Source organism: Halomonas sp. Y3 (genome assembly GCF_024137965.1).
Lineage (GTDB): Bacteria > Pseudomonadota > Gammaproteobacteria > Pseudomonadales > Halomonadaceae > Halomonas > Halomonas mongoliensis.
The window spans coordinates 3061742-3082256 of record NZ_CP099975.1; the positions used below are offsets into that span (position 1 = coordinate 3061742).

Genomic DNA, 20515 nt, shown 5'->3' on the forward strand with positions numbered 1-20515 from the left:
CACAGTCTTGGTCAGGATCCAGTTCCGCGCCAGGAGGATGTCCGCCAGCCTTCCAACGCTGCCAGGGTGGCGGCCAGGCAGGGGCCAAGCTCACCGAGCAGCCCCCTGGCGGCCACCAGGTTCCCCTCCTGGGCCAGGCGTTCGAGCCGTGCCGCCAGCCCCGCCACCTTGATCGCCCCCAGGCTCGAGGACTCCCCCTTGAGCTGGTGGGCCGCATGACGGGCCTGCTCGGCATCGCCCCCCTCACCCAGCGCCCCCTTGAGTACCGCCACACGGGCCTCGGCCTGCTGTGCATAGAGGGCAACCAGCGACTCGAGGCCTTCCTGGCCGAGGGACTCACGCAGCCCCTGCAGAGTCAGCGGGTCAATCAGGATATCTCGCTCGATGAGCCCGGGCGTACTCACCCTGTGGACCTCGCTCTCCTGCTCGCCCAGGTGGCGCAGCAGTACCTCGAGCAGCCGCTCCTGGCGCAGCGGCTTGGTGAGATAGCCATTCATGCCGGCGGCCAGGCAGCGGGCCTGCTCGCCTCCGGGGCCTCCCGCCGTCATCGCCACGATGGGAACGCCGGCCGTCCAGCCCGGGCGAGCGCGCAGGCGGCGCGTTACCTCCAGGCCATCCATGTCGGGCATCTGCACATCCATGAAGACCAGGTCGAAGCGCTCCACCGCCGCCATCTGCAGCGCACTGCCTCCGGAGCCGGCAATGGTGACCGAGCACCCGAGACGCTCCAGCATGGCTCGCGCCACCTGCTGGTTGACGGGGTTGTCCTCGACCACCAGCAGGCGCGTACTCGCGAGGTCGACCCGCCGGGGAGAGCGAGCGACGGCGAAGGGCATGGGCTCCGGTTCCGCGACGGGCTCCAGGGGCAGCAGGAACCAGAAGCGGCTGCCCAGGCCAGGCTCGCTGGCCACTTCGATGGTGCCGCCCATGGCGCCTACCAGCCGGCGACAGATCGCAAGCCCGAGCCCCGTCCCGCCGAAGCGTCGCGCGGTGGAAGCGTCGCCCTGCCGGAAGGGCTCGAAGATCCTCGACAGCTGCTCCGGCGCAATGCCGGGGCCGGTATCCACCACCTCGAAGCGGATCAGCCCGGGGCGCTCCTGACGCACCTCGAGGCGAATCTCCCCCTTGGCGGTGAATTTTACCGCGTTGGAAACCAGGTTGAGCAGCACCTGGCGCAGGCGTCCCGAGTCGGCCAGCACCCGGGGTGGCAACCCCGCGTCCAGCCGGGTATGCAGCGCCACCCCACGGGCTTCGGCCCTAGGGGCCAGCAGGGCCACGACCCCATCCACCACCTCGCCGAGCGCCAGGGGCCGCTGCTCGAGCTCCAACCGGCCGGCTTCGATCTTGGAGAAGTCCAGCAGGTCGTTGATCAGCTCCAGCAGCAGGCCGGCGCTGTCGTGGATGGTCGCCGCATACTGCCGCGCCGCGCCGTCGAGCCGCTGCTCCATGAGCAGGTCGCTCATGCCGATCACGCCGTTGAGCGGGGTGCGAATCTCGTGGCTGACGGTAGCCAGGAACTCCGACTTGGCCTGGCTGGCCGACTCCGCCTGGCGAGCGGTGGCCTCCAGCTCGCGACTCAGCGTCTCCAGTTCACGGCGCGCTGCGGCATTGTCGCGGGCCTCGCGAAAGAGGATCAGCGACACCAGGGTGGCCGAGAGGCTCATGGCCAGGATCAGCACCAGCAGCAGGACGTAGAGACGCTGGAGCTGGCTGCGCTCACGGGTCGTCGTCTCGGCCAGATGGCCATTGATGGCGATCACCAGTCGCTCGGTGCGATTGGCCAGGGTCTCGAGCTGCCCGTCCAGGGCATGGCGCTGCGGCGGCGCCAGCGACTCCAGGGCCCTGATCTCGTCGTCCAGGGCCTCGATGCGTCCGTCGATCTCGCCCAGCAGCCGCTGGGCGGCAGGAATGGCGCCGAGCAGGTCGGTGATATCGCCGCCGCCACGCAGCAGGTTGAGCCGGCTGTAGAAAAGCTCGAAACGCAGCGACAGGCCAGCCTGATCGGCATCCGGCTGGGCCAGGTAGTTGCGCAGCTGGACCACGTCACGATCGAGCTTGTAGGCGTGCCAGGAAGCGTCCCCCCCGACGCTCTGAGCCAGACTGTCTTGCCGCCAGGAGACCAGCCCCACCACCACCAGCGCTGCCGCCAGCAGCAGCAGCGCGCTGAGGGCGCCAAGCTTGACACGCAGGGGTAGGCGCAGCATCGCGGGCCTCGACAGGGCGCCCCTCAGGGGGCGTGAATATGCACGACATGCCAGACCGAACGGAAGCGCACGGTCTCGTTGAGCAGTTCGGGGTGGTCATCGAAGGGGTAGAGCACGAAAAGCGGGCCGAATTCGCGGATCTGCATCGGGGAGCCGTTGCGGCGCATGGCCAGGATCACGTCATACTCCTCGAGCTCGGCCAGCGGAATCTCCGCTTCATAGTCGTTGAGGGCCCGCACCCAGACCTGTTCACTGCGCACCCCCGCTGCCGCCAGCACCTCGCGCAGCAAGGGCCCCTCATAGCGCCCGTCATCAGCATGCCAGGGGGTACGGGTGCGCACCTCGGTGGGGGCAATGGCCTCAAGCATCTCCCGGTCGAACCGGGCCTCATCCCCCACGTTGGGCCTGGCGATATCCCCGCTGATGGTCAGCAGAACCTCGCCGGTCGGGGTCGGCAGCTCATCCGAGGCGGCCGGCGACAGCCAGAGGAGTGAAAGAAGGGCAATCAGCAGTGGCAGGATGCGTCGACTCATGGGCAATCCCGTAGCGAGGTTCGAGATGGCACCAAGACTACCCGAAACGGGGGCAAAGGTCAGTTAGCCATCTGGTCAACCGCTCCCTCGGGGGCATGCCTCTCCGGGGGCGGATGACGGGAGGTTTCCAGCCCCTCCAGCAGCCGCTGCAGAAACCCGGCACGCTCCTCCAGCACGGCATTGCGGTGCAGCTGCCGGGACAGTGGGATCAGCGCCGGGTCACCCAGCTGCGCCATGACCAGCTGATCATGGTAGGCCTCCACCAGTGCCAGATCGGCATCCCGGGTCGACTGCCATGCCGCCGTGGAGGCCTCCAGCGCCAGTCGCGCCTCACGCCCCAGCACCTTGTCGAGCCGCGCATCGAGGCGCTCGACCTCCAGCGCCCACTGCGACTCGGTCTCCCGGGCACAGGCCAGTGAAGGTTCCGGCTCCCACTGGGCATCCGCCATGCAGGCCTCGAGGGCCAGGGCGATGGCCTGGGCACCACCGGAAGGCGACAGCTGGAGCGTCTGGGCATGGAGCCCTGCCAGGGGCAGCAGCAGAAACGGCAGACAGGCAATCGGGCGCAGAATCGACATGGCATGACCTTGCGAGCAGACGCCGACAGGAGCCGGACATAGAGAAGGGGGCGCGAACGCCCCCAGCATAGCGGCCATGCCCCGACAGTGCGAGGCGGTGCCTAGGTCAGCCGTGAAGCTCACCCTTCTCGTCCAGCGACTCGATCCGCACCAGGTCTTCATAGGCGTGCCAGCTGGCGTGCCCCAGCACCGGCAGGATCAGCATCAGGCCGATATAGAAGGTCATCATGCCCACCAGCACACAGCCGGTGAGGATCGCGGCCCACAGCAGCATGGGCCGGAAGTTTCTGGCCACGGAGCGCACGCTGGCCTCGATCCCCTCCATGAAGGTGAGGTCCTGGTCCATCAGGGTAGGAATGGCCACCGCGCTGATGGCGAAGGCGCCAAAGGCCAGGATGCCGCCCAGCACGGTGCCCACCGCGATCATGCCAAGGCCCTCGGGGGTGGTCAGCAGGGCCGAGTAGAGGGTCGCCGGGCTCGGCACCTCGAAGCCAAAGAAGAGCGCGAACAGCAGGGTCGCCAGGCGAATCCAGGCGAGGAAGAAGATCATCATCATCACCCCCATCATCGCCAGCTGGCCGGCATGGGGACGCCAGGCGCCAAAGGCATCGCCCAGATGGGGCGCTCGTCCCGCCTCCAGGGCACGACTCACCCCGTAGGAGCCCACCGCCACCAGGGGACCGACAAACATGAAGCCGGCAACCATGGGCAGCAGCCAGTGCCAGAGCCCGAGGGTGATGGCACCGGCGGTGATGGCGATGCTCAGGCCGACCCAGAACATGCCATAGGCGAGGCTCACCGCCGTGGCCTGGCGGAAATCCTCGATACCGGCTGCCAGCCAGGCCCTGGGCCGATCCATCCCCACCGGGTTGATGGTGATCTTTACCCTGGTCGCTGCAGCCTCGCGATGCGCTCTTGTTGTTGCTGCGTTCATGGAGTCACCCCTGTGTTACCTGGAGATACCCACCTCGGTGGGCCCGGACACCGGCACCGGCCTGCGACCTAATGCCGCCTTAATCGCTTAACACAGGTTTAATGTAGTTGACCCGGATCAATCCTGCCGCCTTGACAGTGGCCCGACGCTCCAGGCGTCGATGCCACTATCTATATAAGTCAATCGCGAAAGGTTCTTTGTCAGCCTAGATCCGGCTGCCCTAGCATGGAGGCCTGACAACAATCCGAACCCGTGCAAGCGGCCCTGCCCGGGGCCCGCGTGAGGAACCTGATGATGACCCTGCCACGACCCGCGGCGGCTTCCCTGCTGGGGGGCCTGCTGCTTGGTGGCCTGGCGCTTACCGCCCAGGCCGAGGACACCTTTTCCCCCGACCAGCTGGCGGTGATGGCAGGCGGCTGTGCCAGCTGCCACGGCACCGACGGCCGCCTCTCCGGCCCGGTGCCCGCCATTGCCGGCCGCCCCCGGGCGGTGCTGGAGTCGCGCCTGCTCGCCTTCAAGGGCGATACGGTCGAGGACACCACGGTCATGAATCGCATCGCGCGAGGCTTCAGCGACGAGGAGCTCTCGGCGCTGGCCGACCACTTCGCCAATATCGACGCGCCGTGAGGGAGAGACCATGAGCCACAACATCCATCGCCGCGGCGTCTCCCGGCGCCGTTTCCTGCAGGGCATCGGCGCCGCCTCGGCCCTGCCCCTGCTGGGCGGTATTGCCCCCTTCGCCATCGCCAATGGCTCCGCCGGCCGCGTGGTGGTGATCGGCGGCGGCTTCGGCGGCGCCACCGCCGCCAAATACCTCAAGCGGGCCAACCCGGCCATCGAGGTGACCCTGGTGGAGCCCGCCGAGGTCTTCTACACCTGCCCCTTCAGCAATCTCTTCCTGGGCGGCCTGCGCGACCTGCGCTCCATCGCCCACGGCTATGACGAGCTGCGCGATCGCTACGGCGTACGGGTGGTGCACTCCCTGGCAGAGGACGTCGACCCCGACGGACACCGGGTGCGCCTCGCCAACGGCGAGACCCTGGTCTACGATCGCCTGGTGCTCTCACCGGGCATCGACTTCCGCTGGAACGCCCTGGAGGGCTACGACGAGGCCGCCGCCGAGCTCGCTCCCCACGCCTGGAAGGCCGGCGCCCAGACCGAACGGCTCAAGGGCCAGCTCGAGGCCATGGAGGATGGCGGCACCTTCGTGATGGTGGCCCCGGAGAACCCCTTCCGCTGCCCGCCGGGGCCCTACGAGCGCGCCAGCATGGTGGCCCACTACTTCAGCCAGCATAAGCCCAACTCGAAGGTGCTGATCCTCGACGCCAAGGACAACTTCTCCAAGCAGGGGCTCTTCACCGCCGGCTGGGAGCGCCTCTACGGCGACCGCATCGAGTGGGTCGGCCTCTCCGGCGACGGCCGGGTCACCCGGGTCGATGCCGAGAACCTCGAGGTGGAGACCGAGTTCGGCACCCGCCATCGGGCCGACGTGCTCAACGTCATTCCGCCCCAGAAGGCGGGCTTCATCGCCGAGCGCGCCGGCGTCACCGACGACTCCGGCTGGGTACCGGTCAAGGCCGAGACCTTCGAGTCGCGGCAGGTGCGCGACATCCATGTGATCGGCGACGCCACGGTGGCCGCGCCGATGCCCAAGTCGGGCTTCTGCGCCAACAACCAGGCCAAGGTGGTGGCCGCCGCCATCGCCGCGGAGCTCTCGGGCCGCAGCGCGCCGGAGCCCTACTGGACCAACACCTGCTACAGCCTGATCGGCCCCGAGTACGGCATCTCGGTGGCCGGGGTCTATCGGGTCCAGGAGGGGGTGATCGCCGAGGTAGAAGGATCCGGCGGGCTGAGTCCGGCCGATGCCCCGGACCATGTCCGGGCCCTCGAGGCCGAATACGCCGTGGGCTGGTACAACGCCATCTGCCAGGACACCTGGGGCACCAGCGTCTGACACGAAGCGGCAGTGGTTGGATGCGCGGGGCCACCTTCGGGTGGCCCGGTGTCGTTGAAGGAGCGAGGAGTTTTCCATGAGCCATACCGAGCTGGTGGCCTGGTCGGGCCTGGTGATCGGCCTGGCATTCGGTGCCACCGCCCAGGCGAGCGGCTTCTGCCTGCTGCGCGGCCTCAACCACAGCTGGACGACCGGGGATAGCCGCAAGCTGCGCGCCTTCGCCCTGGCCATGGCCGTGGCGCTGCTGGGCAGCCAGGCGCTGGCAGCGCTTGGCGTGCTCTCCCTGGGCGGCGCCCTCTACCTGCCGCCCAGCGCCTCCTGGCTGGCGGTGCCCCTGGGCGGTGCGCTGTTCGGCTACGGCATGGTGCTGGCCAACGGCTGCGGCGCCCGCTCGCTGGTGCTGCTCGGCAGCGGCAACCTGAGGAGCTTCGTGGTGCTGGTCTGCCTGGGCCTTTCGGCCGCCATGACCCTCTCCGGCCTGCTCGCTCCGCTGCGGGTCTGGCTCGAGGGTGCCACCACCCTCGCCCTCCCCGCCCGGGATCTGCCCGGGCTGCTCGGCGTTCCCGCCTGGCTGCCGGCCCTGGTGCTCGGCGGCGCACTCATCGCCTGGGCGCTTGCCAGCCGCGACTTTCGCGCTTCGCCGCGAGACTGGCTCGGCGGGCTGGTCATCGGCGCCCTGGTACCGGCCGGCTGGCTTGCCACCGGCGTGCTGGGCTTCGATGACTTCGAGCCCGTGCGCCTGGCCACCCTCACCTTCATCGCCCCCATCGCCGACGCCCTGCAGTACGCCATGCTCGCTACCGGCACCCGGCTCGGCTTCGGCGTCAGCGTGGTGGCCGGGGTGCTGGCCGGCGCCCTGGTGATGGCGCTCGTCCGTCGCGACTTTGCCTGGCAGGGGTTCTCCGGGCCCGGCCATATGGGCCGCAGCATGGCGGGCGGTGCCCTGATGGGCATCGGCGGCGTGCTGGCCCTGGGCTGCTCCATCGGCCAGGGGCTCTCGGGCTTCTCGACCCTGGCGCTGCCCACCTTCGCCGCCCTGGCTGGCATCGCCGCCGGCGCCTGGCTGGGGATCAAGGGGCCTCTCACGCTGTCCAACTCCACGTCTACCTGATCCACCCTCGAGGAAGCTCCTTCATGCCTCATCCCCTCCTGCTTCGCGCTCTCTCCCGGCGCCGCCTGCTGATCGGTGCCGGCCTGATGGCACTCTCGCCCCTGGGCCTCTCCTCGGCCGCCCTGGCCGATGGTCCCTGGCAGCGCCTCGATGCCGCCGGTGACCTGCTCCGCGGCACCACGCCGGCCACCGAGGGCCTGGCCCTGGAGCTGCCCCATGTCTCCGAGGATGGATCCGCGGTTCCGCTCAGCGTGCGCTTCGACGCCTCGCTGGCGGAGGGTGACCACCTCGCCGAGATCCACCTCTTTGCCACGGGCAACCCCTACCCGGAGATCGCCAGCTTCCACCTGAGCCCGGAGGCCGGGCTGCCGGAGATCTCCACCCGGGTGCGCCTCAACGAGAGCCAGCAGGTGATCGCCATCGCACGCAGCCACCGGGGGGAGACCTTCGCCACCGCCCGGGACGTGCGCATCACCGTCAGCGGCTGCCTGATGCGCGGTGACGACCAGGGTCCCGAGCCCCTGGCCAACCCGCGGGTCAGCCTGCCGGAGCGGGCCGCCGCCGGCGAACCCGTGGAGGTACGCACCCTGATCAGCCACCCCATGGAGACTGGCCTGCGCGAGGGCGCCGGCGGAGAGACGCTGCCGCGTCATATCATCGAACGCTTCACCGTGACTCTCAACGGCGAGGCCGCCTTCACTGCCGACCTGCACCAGTCGGTCTCGGCCAACCCCTACCTGCGCTTTCACCTCTCCCCCACCGAGGATGCCGAGGTGGTATTCGAGTGGCAGGACGACAGCGGCGAGAGCGCCCGCCACGAGGCGAGCATCAGCGTCAGCTGATTTCCGACGACTCCCCCAACGCAAGTGCCCCGGCCAGACGGCCGGGGCACTTGCATGGCGTGCGGGCACCGATGGCGCCCGCCAGGTGAGTGCCTAACGCACGATCATCACCGACATCTTGGAGTGATGCACCACGTGCTCGGCGTTGGGGCCGAGCACATAGTCGGCGAACTTGCGCTTGTTGTGGGAGGCCATCACGATCAGGTCGACCTCGAGCTTCTTGGCCGCCTTGATGATCGCCTCCCAGGGAGAGCCATCGACGATCACCGTCTGGGTCTGGATGTCCTCGGGCACGTGCTCCTGGATGAACTGATGCTGCGCTTCGGTGATGGCCTCATGGGCCTTCTTGGCGAAGTCACGCGGAAAATAGGAGCCCACCAGGGGCATCCGATAGTCCGGCAGCACGGTCAGCACATGCAGCGAGGCCCCGAAGGTCCGGCACAGGGTCACCGCCGTGGGCAACGCCTTCTTCCAGGAGAGCTCCTCGTTGAGGTCCACCGGCAGCAGGATCTTGTTGTACATGGTCTTTACCTCCCTCAGGCAGTGGCAGCGGTAGCACCGGGGTCACGCCGGCGCCGCTGCAGCAGCACGACAAGGCCGAACACCAGGAAGCCCGGTATCCACATCCACTCCTTGGCCCAGCGGTCGGTGGGCGCCAGCACCTCGAGGATCTCCTGATCGAAGTCGAAGCCGAGATCCTGCGCCAGGCCGCCGAACTGCACGAAGTCTACCAGGGTCTGGTCGCCGTCCACCCAGAGCTCCATGCCGAGGCGCTCCATGCGCTCCTCCGGCGTATCTCCCCGCGGTACCGGCACCAGGATATAGGTGGTCATGGGGTCGCCGAAGGCGTCCTCGCCGGCGATCTGCACCCGCAGGTTGCTGCCATCCTCCACCTCGCCCAGGGCCTGGGCGAACTGGCTGGGAGGCACCGCCTCGTAGGGATCATGGATCTTGTCCATCCAGAAGCCGGGGCGGAACAGGGTGAAGGCCACCAGCAGCAGCAGCAGCGACTCGTACCAGCGGTTGCGCACGATCATGAAGCCCTGGGTGCCCGCGGCGAAGATCAGCATGGCGATGGTCGCGATGATGAAGATCACGATGCCCTGCAGCCACCCCACGTCGATCAGCAGCAGGTCGGTGTTGAAGATGAAGAGGAAGGGCAGCGCCGCGGTGCGCAGGCTGTAGTAGAAGGCCTGGAAACCGGTGCGCAGCGGGTCGCCCCCGGAGACCGCCGCCGCCGCAAAGGAGGCCAGGCCCACCGGCGGCGTCACGTCGGCCATGATGCCGAAGTAGAAGACGAAGAGGTGCACCGCGATCAGCGGCACGATCAGGCCGTTCTGCTGGCCCAGCATCACGATCACCGGGGCCATCAGCGCCGAGACCACGATGTAGTTGGCGGTGGTGGGCAGGCCCATGCCGAGGATCAGGCTGAGCAGCGCGGTGAGCAGCAGGATCAGCATCAGGTTGCCCATGGAGAGAATCTCCACCACGTCGGCCAGCACCAGGCCGACGCCGGTCTGGGAGACCGCCCCGACGATGATGCCCGCCGCCGCCGTGGCGATGCCGATGCCGATCATGTTGCGGGCGCCGGCCACCAGGCCGTCCCAGAGGTCCTTGAAGCCCTCCTTGATGTCTGCCACGACCTTGCTGCGGCCGCGGAAGATGGCGATCAGCGGCCGCTGGGTGATCATGATGAAGATCATGAAGACCGTGGCCCAGAAGGCGGAGAGGCCCGGCGAGAGACGCTCCACCATCAGGCACCACACCAGCACGATCACCGGCAAGATGTAGTGCAGGCCCACCATCACCGTGGGGCGGGTCTGGGGCAGCTTGACCACTCGGGAACTGGGGTCATCGAGCTCGAGCTCGGGATACTTGGCACCCACCTTGAGCAGGCCGACGTAGACCACGGTCAGGGCCACGGCCACCACCCAGGGGGTCGCATCGCCCAGCACCGGCTTGAGCCAGCCGAGCCCGTAGTAGACGGCAAAGGAGAGCGCCATCAGCAGGATCAGGCCGGTCAGGAAGCCGATCACCTTGTTGAGGAAGGGGCGCGCCGGGTTGCTGGTCGGCAGGCCGGTCATGTTGGCCTTGAGGGCCTCCAGGTGCACGATGTAGATCAGCGCGATATAGGAGATCAACGCCGGCAGGAAGGCGTGCTTGATCACCTCCACGTAGGGAATGCCGACATACTCCACCATCAGGAAGGCCGCGGCCCCCATCACCGGCGGCATGATCTGGCCATTCACCGAGGAGGAGACCTCCACGGCGCCGGCCTTCTCCGCCGAGAAGCCGACCCGCTTCATCATCGGGATGGTAAAGGTGCCGGTGGTGACGGTATTGGCGATCGACGAACCGGAGATCAGGCCGGTCATCCCGGAGGCCACCACCGCCGCCTTGGCAGGGCCGCCCTTGTAGTGGCCGAGCAGGGAGAAGGCCACCTTGATGAAGTAGTTGCCGGCCCCGGCCTTGTCGAGCAGGGCGCCGAAGAGCACGAAGAGGAACACGAAGCTGGTCGAGACCCCGAGCGCGATGCCGAACACCCCCTGGGCGGTCAGCCACTGGTGGTTAACCAGCCCGTTGAGGCTGACCCCGCGGTGGGCCAGGATCCCCGGCATGTAGGGACCGAACAGCGAATAGAGAATGAAGATCGAGGCGACGATGGCAAGCGGCGGGCCCAGCGCCCGGCGCGTGGCCTCCAGCAGCATCACGATCCCGATGACCCCGACGATCACGTCCTGGGTCAGGGGCGCGCCGGGGCGCGTCGAGAGCTGCTCGTAGAAGAGGAACATGTAGGCGCCGCAGAAGGCGGCCACCGCCGCGAAGAGCCAGTCCTGGAGCGGAATGCGGTCCCGCGGCGAGCGCTTGAGCGCCGGATAGGCCATGAAGGCCAGGAAGAGGGCGAATGCCAGGTGGATGGAGCGCGCCTCGGTGGCATTGAAGACCCCGAAGCGGAAGATGTAGGGAAGCGGTGAGGCGATCCACAGCTGGAACAGCGACCAGGCGGCCGCTATCCCCACCAGCAGCTTGCCGGGCGCTCCCAGCGGCTTGCGTGCTCCCGAGTCGCTGGAGGCGACCATATCCTCCAGGTCGACATCGGCAGCACGGGCATTTGTCTTCTCGTCAGTCATGTGCTGGTCCTGCCCACAGTCTAGTAATGAATCGATCCCTGCCCCGCAGCCGCCGGCCCCAGGGGGGCCTCAACGAGATGCGCGGACGCCCCGAGGGGGTCCGCGCATCGATCACCACGGGTGATTCAACAGCTCGGCGAAATCACTCGATCCAGCCGCGCTCGCGGTAGTAGCGTGCCGCACCGTCATGCAGCGGAGCGGTCAGGCCGTCGGAGATCATCTGCTCCTCTTCGAGGTTCTCGAAGGCCGGGTGGAGACGCTTGAAACGATCGAAGTTCTCGAACACCGCCTTGACGGTCTCGTAGACGACATCCTCGTCCACCGCGGTAGAGCTGACGAAGGTCGCTGCCACGCCGAAGGTCTCGACGTCCTCGTCATTGCCGCGGTAGAGGCCGCCCGGGATCACCGACCGGGTGTAGAAGGGGTTGGCCTCGATGATCTCGTCGATCTCCGGACCGGTCACCGGCACCAGGCGCGCATCGATGGTGGTGGTGGCTTCCTGGATGGAGCCGTTGGGGTGGCCCACCACGTAGACCATGGCATCGATGTTGTTGTCGGAGAGGGCCGCGGCCTGCTCGGCGGCGTCCAGCTGGGAGGCCAGGGAGAAGACGCTGGTATCCCAGCCCATGGCGTCCATCACCACGTTCATGGTGTTGCGCTGGCCGGAGCCCGGGTTGCCGATATTGACGCGCTTGCCGGGGAAGTCGGAGATATGCTCGATGCCGGAGTCGGCGCGGGCCACCACGGTCAGCGGCTCGCCGTGCATGGTGAAGACGGCACGCATCTCCTCCCAGGCACCACCCTCGGCGAAGTTGTCCTCGCCGTGATAGGCACGGTACTGGACGTCGGACTGCACCACGCCCATGTCCAGCTCGCCGCTCTTCATGCCGTTGACGTTGGCCACGGAGCCACCGGTGGAGGGGGCGTTGCAGCGGATGTTGTGCTCGTCGCTGCCGCGGTTGACCATGCGGCACACCGACTGACCAACCACGTAGTAGACGCCGGTCTGACCGCCGGTCCCGATGGTGATGAATCGATCCTGGGCCACGGCCGGGGCCGAGAACATCGCGGCGCCGAGCAGGGCGCCGGAGAAGGCAGCAGCCGAGAAAGCATGGCGTTTCATGAAGACACCTCTTATTGCATTCATTGTAGGCAAACATCAGGCAGAGACGGCATGCATCCGTCGATCCACCACTCCATACTACTTTAGCGGAAAAGTAACTATTCAGGTGGTTGCGGATAGCCTGTCGCCAACCACCTGATTTTTCTGGCATAGTGTGCCTAATCCTTCGGCATATCTATGCGGTGACATGACCATCAGCGATATCAACGTCGACGAGGCTCTGGAGCGGGTCCGACAGCAGCTCAAGGAAGACCAGACGGTCTCTCCGTCGCTGCGTGCGGCCATCGATGTGCTGATGTTGCTGGTCAAGCTCATGGCCGATCGCCTGGCCACCAGTAGCCGCAACAGCAGCAAGCCACCGTCCCAGGATCCCAATCGCCAGCGCCGCTCGCGCGCCAAAGGCGAGCGGCGCCCCGGCGGACAGCCAGGGCATGAGGGTAAGACGTTGGCGCCGGTGACGGACCCCGACGAGGTGGTCAAGCTCCGTGTCGATCGTCGGCAACTCCCCAAGGGGCGTTCTTACCGCCCGGTCGGCGTCGAAACGCGCCAAGTGCAGGACATCGTAATCCAGGCCGTGGTCACCGAATATCAGGCTGAGGTCCTCGAAGATGATCAGGGGCAACGCTACGTGGCGCCATTCCCCGAGGGCGTGACTCGCCCCATCCAGTATGGCCCTCGCCTCAAGGCGCATGTCGTCTATCTCTCCCAGTATCAGCTGTTGCCCTATGCGCGTATCCGCGAGTTGCTCACCTCGCAGTGCGGCCTGTCGCTGAGCACCGGCACCCTGTTCGCCTTCAACCAGGAGGCCTACCAGCGGGCCGAGGCGTTCGCCGAGTGGGTGATCCCGGCGCTACGTGAAGCAGCCACCGTCCATGCCGATGAAACCGGAATGCAGGTCGGTGGCAAACGCTACTGGCTACACAGCGCCTCCAACGAGGCCCTGACCTGGTTGGCCCCGCACCCCAAGCGCGGCCAGGAAGCGATGGACGCCATCGGCGTATTGCCCTTCGTGCGTGGCGTGCTGGTGCATGATCACTGGAAGCCCTACTACCGCTATCCGGATTGCCGGCACGCGCTCTGTAATGCGCACCACCTTCGGGAGCTGACAGCGGCCTGGGAGAACGATGGCCAGGCATGGGCCAAGGCCTTGCATGACCTGTTGTTGGAGATGCATCGCGCCGTGGAGGTGGCCGACGGCTGCCTCTCGGCCGATGAGACCCGAGCCTGGCGGCAGCGCTATCGAGATTGCCTGGCGAAAGGGGACGCCGAGTGCCCCCCGCCGGTGAAACCGCCACCTGGAACGCGAGGCCGGGCCAAGCGCACCAAGTCGCGCAACCTCCTGGAACGCCTCCAGGCGTACGAGGACGACGTGTTGCGCTTCCTCGACGACCCTGCCGCTCCCTTCACCAACAACCAGGGGGAACGCGATCTGCGAATGACCAAGGTCCAGCAGAAAATCTCGGGCTGCTTCCGCTCCTGGGAGGGGGCGGAGATCTTCTGCCGGATGCGCAGCTTCCTCTCGACCGCCGTCAAGCAAGGGGTGGCGGCGCATACCGCACTGGAGCAACTGTTTGCGGGTGATGTGCCATCCTTCATGCAGCCTACAGCCACGGATCAGGCGGCGTGAGCTAAACAGTTACGCGGAAAAAAACCCTAGCGGGTAACGACCTCGTTGACGTCCTCCCCTCCCTCAGCTGCTTAGGCAGCTGCCGCCAACGGCGGAAAGGAAGAGGATTCCTACGGCGCTCAGGCGCGGCGTTGAGCCACTCCTGAGTCGCTTCGGTGGGTTCCTGCTGCTGGCGGCCTGACTGCACCACTCACTTCACAGGCTAACCGGGCGTGCCCCGCCCTTAATACATTGATGGCGCCGACATGATCGGCATTGGCCTCGAAGCCACATTCGACACAGGCAAAGTGGGCCTGGCTGCGCCGGTTCCCCGCAGCCACATGCCCGCACTCGGGGCAGGTGCGGCTGGTGTTGTGCGGTGGCACAACCACCAGATGCGCCCCGCGCCAGGCCAACTTGTAGTCGAGCTGACGCCGGAACTCGTACCAGCCCTGGTCGAGGATCGAGCGGTTGAGGCCAGATTTCTGCCGGACATGGCGGCCTGGCTGCTCGGCACTGCCTCTGGCCGAGCGCGACATGTTGCCTACCTGCAGGTCTTCCAGCACCACGAGCGCGTGGTTTTGGCTGATCGTGGTGGAAGCCTTGTGCAGGTAGTCGCGCCGGGCATTGGCGATGTGAGCCTGGCGTTTCTGGACCCGGGCCTTGGCCTTCTTCCAGTTGTTGCTGAACTTGACCTTGCGACTCATGGCTTGCTGCGCCTTGCGCAGCGCCGCCTGGTGCGTTCTGACACTGTTGAGGGGTGCCAGGTAGCTGCCATCGGAGAGCGTGGCGAACCGCGCCACCCCCAGGTCGATGCCCACCGCGCCGCCGGTTGGCGCTGGCACGGCGACCTCGCGCTCGGTCTGAATCGAGACGAACCATCGCCCCGACGACTGGCTGACGGTGACGTTCTTCACCACCCCCAGTACCTCGCGGCTCTTGCGAAAACGCAGCCAGCCGAGCTTGGGCAGGAAGATGCGGCTGTTTCCTTGATCGAGCTTGATCTGTTTCGGATCGGGATAGCGGAAGCTGTCGCGCTGCCCTTTCTTCTTGAAGCGCGGGAAGTCTGCACGCTTGGCGAAGAAGTTAGCGTAGGCGCGCTCCAGATCCTTCAGCGACTGCTGGAGCGGGTGGATCGGGCCATCCCGGAGCCAAGGTGTCTCGGCGCTATTGCGCCAGCCGGTGAGTTGCTTGCACAAAGCCGCGTAGCCCAACTTCTTCTCACCGGCTTCATACTGCTCCTTTTGCAACGCCAGCCCCCGGTTGAAAACGAACCGCGCCATGCCGGCAAACTGGCGCATTTTCCGCACCTGCTCGCCGTTGGGCATCAGCTCATATTTGAAGGCTTGGAGGCGTTGCATAGTGACCCGCCGCTATATTTATATCCAGTAGTATAGGGCGCCTGCGGCGCCCGCGCTATCCTTCCCCGCCCTGAACGGCGGGGCTTGTCGCGCCTTTTGGTCAACGCGGGGGGCATTGTACCCCTCAGTCTAGGAGTCCCCAACGTTTATGAGGCGTTTGCTCTCTCACGCGCAGAAACAGGAAACCGCGCCGAAGCGCGGTTTTCGATATGCAGGGGAGGGACCGGCTCAGGACGCCTTCATGATCAGCGCCTGCTTCTCGTCCTTCATGGCGGCGAACTCGGCCTCGAAGAAGAACTCGCTCTCCCCCAGCGCCGGTTCCAGGTGGTTGAGCCAGGTGGCGGCCTCGTCGTATTTCGCGAAGAAGGGCCGCTGCACCCAGTCGCTGTCGCGGCCCTGGATGAAGCGCAGCACGAAGACCTTCTCACCCTGGATCTCCGTCACCCCCTGGATCTCCACCTTGCCCGGATCGGCCGACATCGACGGCCCACGAGCCGTGCGCGCCAGGCCCGGCACCTGCTTCATCGCCTCGCGGTAGATCTCCCAGGCGCGCACCAGCGGCACCTCGAAGTAGTGGCGGGCGCCGGTGTCGCGCTCCACGAACATGTAGTAGGGAATCATCCCCAGGCGCACCTGCTGGGTCCACATCTTCGCCCACTGGTCGGCGTCGTCGTTGATGTGCTTGAGCAGCGGCGCCTGGGTGCGGATCTCGGCCCCGGTGGCACGGATACGGCGGATCGCCTCGCGGCAGATGGGGGTGTCCATCTCCTTCCAGTGGTTGAAGTGCGCCATGAAGGCAACGTGCTTGCCGGCCGCGGTCAGCTCGCGGAAGAGATCGAGGATATCCTCGGCGTCCGGGTCGGTGACAAAGCGGTAGGGCCAGAAGGTCAGGCTCTTGGTGCCGATGCGGATGTCCTGAACGTGATCCAGCTCCGGCGCCATCAGCCCCTCCAGGTACATGCGCAGGTGCTTGGCCTTCATCACCATGGGATCGCCGCCGGTCATCAGCAGATCGGTGACTTCGGTGTGCTCGGCCAGATAGCGGTGCAGGGAATCCGCTTCGCTGGAGGCGAACTTGAGGTCCTTGTCGCCCACGAACTGCGCCCAGCGGAAGCAGAAGGTGCAGTAGCTGTGACACACCTGCCCCTGGCTCGGGAAGAAGAGCACCGTCTCGCGGTACTTGTGCTGCATGCCGGGCAGCGGCTCACCGTCGAGCATCGGCAGGTTGAGATCCATCTGCCCCGCCGGGTGCGGGTTGAGCTCGCTGCGAACCCGTTCGATCACCGGCTTCATCTCGGCGGCATCGGCGTCGCGGCGCACTAGCTCGGCCACCTCGTCGAAGTGCTCGGGGCGCAGCATGCCGCGCTGGGGAAAGGTGAGCTGGAAGATCGGGTCGGCGGGAATATTGTTCCAGTCGATCAGCTCATCGATCACGTACTCGTTGACGCGAAACGGCAGCACCTGGCTGACGACCCGCATATCGAAGCGCAGGTCCTCAGGCAGATTCTGAATCGCCTCGATCTTGTCGAGCTGGCGGTGGGTGTAGACCTTGAACTGCCGGGCCTCGAAGGCCTCGGCGGCGGGGCTGCCGAGTTCGATATTGATACGCTGGTTCATCATGCCTCCTCGTCGTTGTCCGGAGCCTTCCCTGGGGGGAAGGGCCACCGTCTTCTCGTTGGGGGAGGCCATTGGTACAGAGATGGCGGCAAAAGTGCAAATCCCTGCGCCGATTTGCAACGAATGTCTCGGAAAGACGCAAAAAGCGCAACGCTCGTTCAGGCCAGCGACATCACTTGGCCGGCTTGCGGATCAGTTTGGCGGCCAGGCGCTGCAGACGCGGTGCGCCCAGCAGGATCAGCGCGAAGGCGATCGGCCAGGCGATATAGAAGGCTCGCCACCAGCGCCCCGCGAAGCCCTCACCGAGCCCGGTATTGACCCAGGTGATCACGAAGGTCATCAGCGTCACCATGTAGACCGACATCAGCACGGAGAAGACCAGCGGCGCGAGGCGGGGGGGAAAGAGCATGGCGGCACCTGATGGAGAAAGGGAATATGGTTAGGACGCTATCATATACCATCTCTCCCCCGCCGTCAGGCGGCCGAACGTCGCACGCCCAGAGCCCGGCCCGCGGCAGCCACAGGGCGATCTCCGGGCAGCATGAAGAGCGCGACCAGCGCCCTACCCCACGTTGTAGCCCAGGGTCCGTGGCAGCCACAGGGCGATCTCCGGGAACACGGCGACGAGCGCCAGGGCGCAGGCCATGGCGGCAACGAAGAGCAGCGCCCAGCCCACGGTCTGCTCCAGGCGGATCTTGGCCACTTCAGTGGTCACCATCAGGTTCACCGCCACCGGCGGGGTGAACTGGCCGATGGCGATGTTCATGGCCAGCAGGATGCCGAACCACACCGGGTTCCACTCGAAGTGCTGCATCACCGGGATCAGGATCGGCATCAGGATCAGGTAGATGGAGATGGCGTCGAGCAGCATGCCGGCGAGCAGCACCGCCAGCATGATCAGGATCAGCAGCAGCACCCCGTTGTCGGTCAGGGCGATGATCCACTGGGCCATGTCGCGGAAGGTGCCGAGCATGGTACCGGCCCAGGCGAAGATGCCGGCCAGCGCGATGATCAGCATCACCACGCCGGAGATCACCGCCGCCTCGCCGAACAGCTTCCAGAGATCGCGCACGCCGATCTCGCGGGTCACGAAGAGCCCGATCGCCACCCCGTAGGCCACCGCCACCACCGCCGCCTCGGTGGGGGTGAAGAGCCCGGAGCGCAGCCCGCCGAGGATCAGCACCGGAGCGAAGAGCGCCGGCAGCGCCTGCTTGAAGGTCTCCCCCACCTTGAGGCGCTCGGCGCCCTCCACCGGGGTGCCGCCTTCCAGCCATAGCGCTTCGAGACCAGCAGCGCCGGCACCAGCAGCGCCAGGCCGGCCAGGATCCCGGGGAAGAGCCCAGCGGCGAAGAGCGCACGCAGGTCGACCCCCGGCACCACGATGGAGTAGAGGATCAGCGCCACCGAGGGCGGAATCAGGATCGCCGTGGAGGCCGAGGCGGCGATCAGCGTCGCCGAGAAGGGCTTGGGGTAGCCCGCCTTGGTCATGCTCGGCAGCATCACCATGGCCACCGCCGCGGCGTCCGCCGGCCCCGAGCCGCTCATGCCGCCCATGATCATGCAGACCAGCACCGCCACCAGGGCCAGGCCCCCGTGGCGCGGGCCGATCAGCGCCTGGGCGAAGCGCACCAGGCGAAGCGCCACCCCCGAACGCTCGAAGATCAGGCCGGTGAGGATGAACAGCGGAATGGCGATCAGCGGGTACTTGGCGATGCTGTTGTAGGTGTTGGTGCCGAGCGTCGCCAGCATGGCCGGCGGCAGGCCGGCCAGGATGCCCACGGCGCCGGCCAACCCCAGGGAGAAGGCCACCGGCACCCCGGCGATCAAGAGGCCCGCGAAGGCCAGCAGCATCCAGAGATCAGGGCTCATCACTGAGCCTCCCGCGCAGGCGGTCCCAGGTCTGCTGGGTCTGGCGGATCATCATCGCCGCCGAGAGCAGCGGCAGCCAGACGATGTACCACCACTGGGGCAGCCCCAGCCCCGGCGAAAGCGACTCCCACTGGTACTCCTGCCAGGCGAGCTTGCCGCCGAACCAGGTGATCAGGCCGAGCACCGCCATGCCGCAGCCCCACTGGAAGAGGATCAGCATCCGGCGCGGCGCGGCGGGCAGCGCCCGCTCCAGCAGACCCACCCGGATATGGCCGTTGCGGCGCAGGGCCACGGCGGCGCCGGCGAAGGTGAGCACCACCAGCAGGAACACCGAGAACTCCTCGGTAAAGGCCAGCGAGCCCCCGGTGATATAGCGGGTGACCACGTTGCCGAGGCTGATCACCGCGATGATGATCAGCGCCAGGGAGGCGAGCCAGCGCTCCGGCCGGGCATCGGGAGAGGGTGTCATGTCTACCTCGTGAAATGACGTCGCCCCCGGTAGCGGGGGCGACGGAGGGGGTAAGCGCCGCGATTCAGCGCGCCTCGACGGCCTCGCGGGCCGCTTCCACCAGGGCCTCGCCGATGCGCGGCACCCACTTGTCGTGGACCTCGGCGGTAGCCTCGACGAAGGCCTGGTACTGCTCGTCGGTCAGCTCGGTGACGGTGACGCCGCGCTCCTGGATATCGGCCAGGCGCTCGCTCTCTTCTTCGCGGGTCATGGCGATCTCCCACTCGCCGGCCTCGACGGCCGCCTCGCGCAGGATCTCGCGGTCACCCTCGTCCAGGGACTCCCACACCTGGCGGTTCACGGCGAAGATCAGCGGGTCGTTCATGTAGTTCCACAGGGTCAGGTGCTGCTGGCCCACCTGGTCGATGCGCGCCACGTCGAACACCGAAAGCGGGTTCTCCTGGCCGTCCACGGCGCCGGTGGTCAGCGCCGGCTGGGCGTCGGTCCAGCTCATCTGGGTGGGGTCGGCGCCCAGGGCGTTGAAGGTGTCCTGGAAGAGCGGCGAGCCCACCACGCGGACCTTCAGGCCATCGAGGTCGCCGGGCTCGCTGATCGGGCCGCGGGAGTTGGAGAGCTGGCGAAAGCCGTTCTCGCCCCAGGCCAGCGGGATGACGTCGCGGGACTCGATCGCCTCGAAGACCATATCGCCGGCCGCGCCGCCGGTCACCGCATCCACCGCCGCCTCGTCGGGCAGGAAGAAGGGCAGCGAGAAGAGGTTGAGCTCCGGCACCTGAGGCGACCAGTTGATGGTGGAGCCCACGGCGGCGTCGATCAGCCCGGAGCGCATGGCGGAGAACTCGCGGGTCTGGTCACCGGCCACCAGCTGGGAGTTGGGGTAGACCCGCATGGTGATGCGGCCTTCGGTGCGCTCTTCCACGAGCTCGGCCCAGCGCTCGGCGGCCTGCCCCCAGGGGAAGGCGTCGGAGAGCACGGTAGAGATGGAGAGCTCGCGGGCCTGGGCGGAGAGCGAGGCGCTGAGCAGGGCGGCACCCGCCAGGGCGGCGGCCAGCTTGGCAAGCGGTCGATGGAGTGTCATGGCGTGTCCTTGCTGCGGTGGCCCAAGGGGCTCGGGCCACAGTTGTCATTATGGAGCGGGCGGCCAGGCGCGGCGGCGCGGCCGTCAAGGCAGATATTCTACGAATAC

17 protein-coding genes and 1 pseudogene are annotated in these 20515 nt (G+C 67.0%); 5 read left to right on the forward strand and 13 right to left on the reverse strand.

Going from position 1 to position 20515, the window contains the following annotated elements:
• Positions 1-11: 11 nt before the first annotated feature.
• The 4 genes from NHL60_RS14485 to NHL60_RS14500 form a co-directional block, all read right to left on the reverse strand.
• On the reverse strand, positions 12-2204 hold the full coding sequence (locus tag NHL60_RS14485; RefSeq protein ID WP_253444866.1) for an ATP-binding protein: 2193 nt from the start codon (positions 2202-2204) through the stop codon (positions 12-14).
• A gap of 23 nt (positions 2205-2227) precedes the next feature.
• Positions 2228-2737, reverse strand: a complete 510-nt coding sequence (locus NHL60_RS14490) for a molybdopterin-dependent oxidoreductase (protein WP_253444868.1) — start codon at positions 2735-2737, stop codon at positions 2228-2230.
• A 59-nt stretch (positions 2738-2796) separates the two neighbouring features.
• Positions 2797-3315, reverse strand: a complete 519-nt coding sequence (locus tag NHL60_RS14495) for a hypothetical protein (protein WP_253444870.1) — start codon at positions 3313-3315, stop codon at positions 2797-2799.
• A 106-nt stretch (positions 3316-3421) separates the two neighbouring features.
• The gene (locus NHL60_RS14500; protein WP_253444873.1) at positions 3422-4249 is read right to left on the reverse strand and encodes a DUF2189 domain-containing protein; all 828 of its coding nucleotides are present in this window, start codon (positions 4247-4249) and stop codon (positions 3422-3424) included.
• Between the two features lie 294 nt (positions 4250-4543).
• Between NHL60_RS14500 and NHL60_RS14505 the strand changes: the two genes are divergently transcribed.
• The 4 genes from NHL60_RS14505 (at position 4544) to soxZ (ending at position 8156) form a co-directional block, all read left to right on the forward strand.
• Positions 4544-4876 (forward strand): cytochrome c, class I, encoded by a 333-nt coding sequence (locus tag NHL60_RS14505; RefSeq protein ID WP_253444876.1) that lies wholly within the window; start codon positions 4544-4546, stop codon positions 4874-4876.
• 10 nt (positions 4877-4886) lie between these two features.
• Positions 4887-6203 (forward strand): FCSD flavin-binding domain-containing protein, encoded by a 1317-nt coding sequence (locus tag NHL60_RS14510; RefSeq protein WP_253444878.1) that lies wholly within the window; start codon positions 4887-4889, stop codon positions 6201-6203.
• 76 nt (positions 6204-6279) lie between these two features.
• A complete protein-coding gene (locus NHL60_RS14515; protein WP_253444881.1) occupies positions 6280-7314 on the forward strand; it encodes a YeeE/YedE family protein in 1035 nt (344 codons plus the stop codon).
• A 23-nt stretch (positions 7315-7337) separates the two neighbouring features.
• Complete coding sequence (soxZ, locus tag NHL60_RS14520; protein ID WP_253444884.1) at positions 7338-8156, forward strand: thiosulfate oxidation carrier complex protein SoxZ; 819 nt, start codon at positions 7338-7340, stop codon at positions 8154-8156.
• Between the two features lie 93 nt (positions 8157-8249).
• On the opposite strand, the gene NHL60_RS14525 is transcribed toward soxZ, so the two are convergent.
• From NHL60_RS14525 to NHL60_RS14535, 3 genes are all read right to left on the reverse strand, one after another.
• Positions 8250-8678 carry a universal stress protein gene (locus NHL60_RS14525; RefSeq protein WP_253444887.1) on the reverse strand — a complete coding sequence of 143 codons (429 nt, stop codon included), beginning with the start codon at positions 8676-8678 and terminating at the stop codon, positions 8250-8252.
• A gap of 14 nt (positions 8679-8692) precedes the next feature.
• Entirely contained in the window at positions 8693-11287 is a 2595-nt protein-coding gene (locus NHL60_RS14530) for a TRAP transporter permease (protein WP_253444890.1), read from the reverse strand.
• A gap of 142 nt (positions 11288-11429) precedes the next feature.
• Positions 11430-12410 (reverse strand): TAXI family TRAP transporter solute-binding subunit, encoded by a 981-nt coding sequence (locus NHL60_RS14535; protein ID WP_253444893.1) that lies wholly within the window; start codon positions 12408-12410, stop codon positions 11430-11432.
• A 187-nt stretch (positions 12411-12597) separates the two neighbouring features.
• Here NHL60_RS14535 and NHL60_RS14540 point away from each other — a divergent pair, with 187 nt between their 5' ends.
• Positions 12598-14037, forward strand: coding sequence for an IS66 family transposase (locus NHL60_RS14540; protein WP_218314611.1), 1440 nt, complete (start codon positions 12598-12600; stop codon positions 14035-14037).
• 119 nt (positions 14038-14156) lie between these two features.
• Here NHL60_RS14540 and NHL60_RS14545 read toward each other — a convergent pair whose 3' ends face one another.
• From NHL60_RS14545 to NHL60_RS14570, 6 genes and pseudogenes are all read right to left on the reverse strand, one after another.
• A complete protein-coding gene (locus NHL60_RS14545) occupies positions 14157-15377 on the reverse strand; it encodes a transposase (RefSeq protein WP_253444896.1) in 1221 nt (406 codons plus the stop codon).
• 228 nt (positions 15378-15605) lie between these two features.
• Positions 15606-16994: a KamA family radical SAM protein gene (locus NHL60_RS14550; RefSeq protein ID WP_253444899.1), complete on the reverse strand. Its 1389-nt coding sequence runs from the start codon at positions 16992-16994 to the stop codon at positions 15606-15608.
• Between the two features lie 172 nt (positions 16995-17166).
• Positions 17167-17403, reverse strand: coding sequence for a DUF2798 domain-containing protein (locus NHL60_RS14555; protein ID WP_253444902.1), 237 nt, complete (start codon positions 17401-17403; stop codon positions 17167-17169).
• Positions 17404-17556: 153 nt separating this feature from the next.
• Positions 17557-18863, reverse strand: a pseudogene (locus tag NHL60_RS14560) (TRAP transporter large permease).
• Positions 18853-19332, reverse strand: coding sequence for a TRAP transporter small permease (locus tag NHL60_RS14565; protein WP_253444906.1), 480 nt, complete (start codon positions 19330-19332; stop codon positions 18853-18855). The pseudogene NHL60_RS14560 and the gene NHL60_RS14565 overlap by 11 nt, the downstream one beginning before the upstream one ends.
• 64 nt (positions 19333-19396) lie before the next feature.
• Positions 19397-20407 carry a DctP family TRAP transporter solute-binding subunit gene (locus NHL60_RS14570; protein WP_253444909.1) on the reverse strand — a complete coding sequence of 337 codons (1011 nt, stop codon included), beginning with the start codon at positions 20405-20407 and terminating at the stop codon, positions 19397-19399.
• Positions 20408-20515 lie beyond the last annotated feature (108 nt).

Excerpts from the sequence above, each read along its gene's own strand:
- NHL60_RS14500 (WP_253444873.1), bottom strand. The coding sequence starts at position 4,249 with ATGAACGCAGCAACAACAAGAGCGCATCGCGAGGCTGCAGCGACCAGG.
- soxZ (WP_253444884.1), top strand. The coding sequence starts at position 7,338 with ATGCCTCATCCCCTCCTGCTTCGCGCTCTCTCCCGGCGCCGCCTGCTG.
- NHL60_RS14570 (WP_253444909.1), bottom strand. The coding sequence starts at position 20,407 with ATGACACTCCATCGACCGCTTGCCAAGCTGGCCGCCGCCCTGGCGGGT.
- NHL60_RS14490 (WP_253444868.1), bottom strand. The coding sequence starts at position 2,737 with ATGAGTCGACGCATCCTGCCACTGCTGATTGCCCTTCTTTCACTCCTC.
- NHL60_RS14550 (WP_253444899.1), bottom strand. The coding sequence starts at position 16,994 with ATGAACCAGCGTATCAATATCGAACTCGGCAGCCCCGCCGCCGAGGCC.
- NHL60_RS14540 (WP_218314611.1), top strand. The coding sequence starts at position 12,598 with ATGACCATCAGCGATATCAACGTCGACGAGGCTCTGGAGCGGGTCCGA.
- NHL60_RS14495 (WP_253444870.1), bottom strand. The coding sequence starts at position 3,315 with ATGTCGATTCTGCGCCCGATTGCCTGTCTGCCGTTTCTGCTGCTGCCC.
- NHL60_RS14555 (WP_253444902.1), bottom strand. The coding sequence starts at position 17,403 with ATGCTCTTTCCCCCCCGCCTCGCGCCGCTGGTCTTCTCCGTGCTGATG.
- NHL60_RS14565 (WP_253444906.1), bottom strand. The coding sequence starts at position 19,332 with ATGACACCCTCTCCCGATGCCCGGCCGGAGCGCTGGCTCGCCTCCCTG.
- NHL60_RS14510 (WP_253444878.1), top strand. The coding sequence starts at position 4,887 with ATGAGCCACAACATCCATCGCCGCGGCGTCTCCCGGCGCCGTTTCCTG.
- NHL60_RS14535 (WP_253444893.1), bottom strand. The coding sequence starts at position 12,410 with ATGAAACGCCATGCTTTCTCGGCTGCTGCCTTCTCCGGCGCCCTGCTC.
- NHL60_RS14515 (WP_253444881.1), top strand. The coding sequence starts at position 6,280 with ATGAGCCATACCGAGCTGGTGGCCTGGTCGGGCCTGGTGATCGGCCTG.
- NHL60_RS14505 (WP_253444876.1), top strand. The coding sequence starts at position 4,544 with ATGACCCTGCCACGACCCGCGGCGGCTTCCCTGCTGGGGGGCCTGCTG.
- NHL60_RS14485 (WP_253444866.1), bottom strand. The coding sequence starts at position 2,204 with ATGCTGCGCCTACCCCTGCGTGTCAAGCTTGGCGCCCTCAGCGCGCTG.
- NHL60_RS14525 (WP_253444887.1), bottom strand. The coding sequence starts at position 8,678 with ATGTACAACAAGATCCTGCTGCCGGTGGACCTCAACGAGGAGCTCTCC.
- NHL60_RS14545 (WP_253444896.1), bottom strand. The coding sequence starts at position 15,377 with ATGCAACGCCTCCAAGCCTTCAAATATGAGCTGATGCCCAACGGCGAG.
- NHL60_RS14530 (WP_253444890.1), bottom strand. The coding sequence starts at position 11,287 with ATGACTGACGAGAAGACAAATGCCCGTGCTGCCGATGTCGACCTGGAG.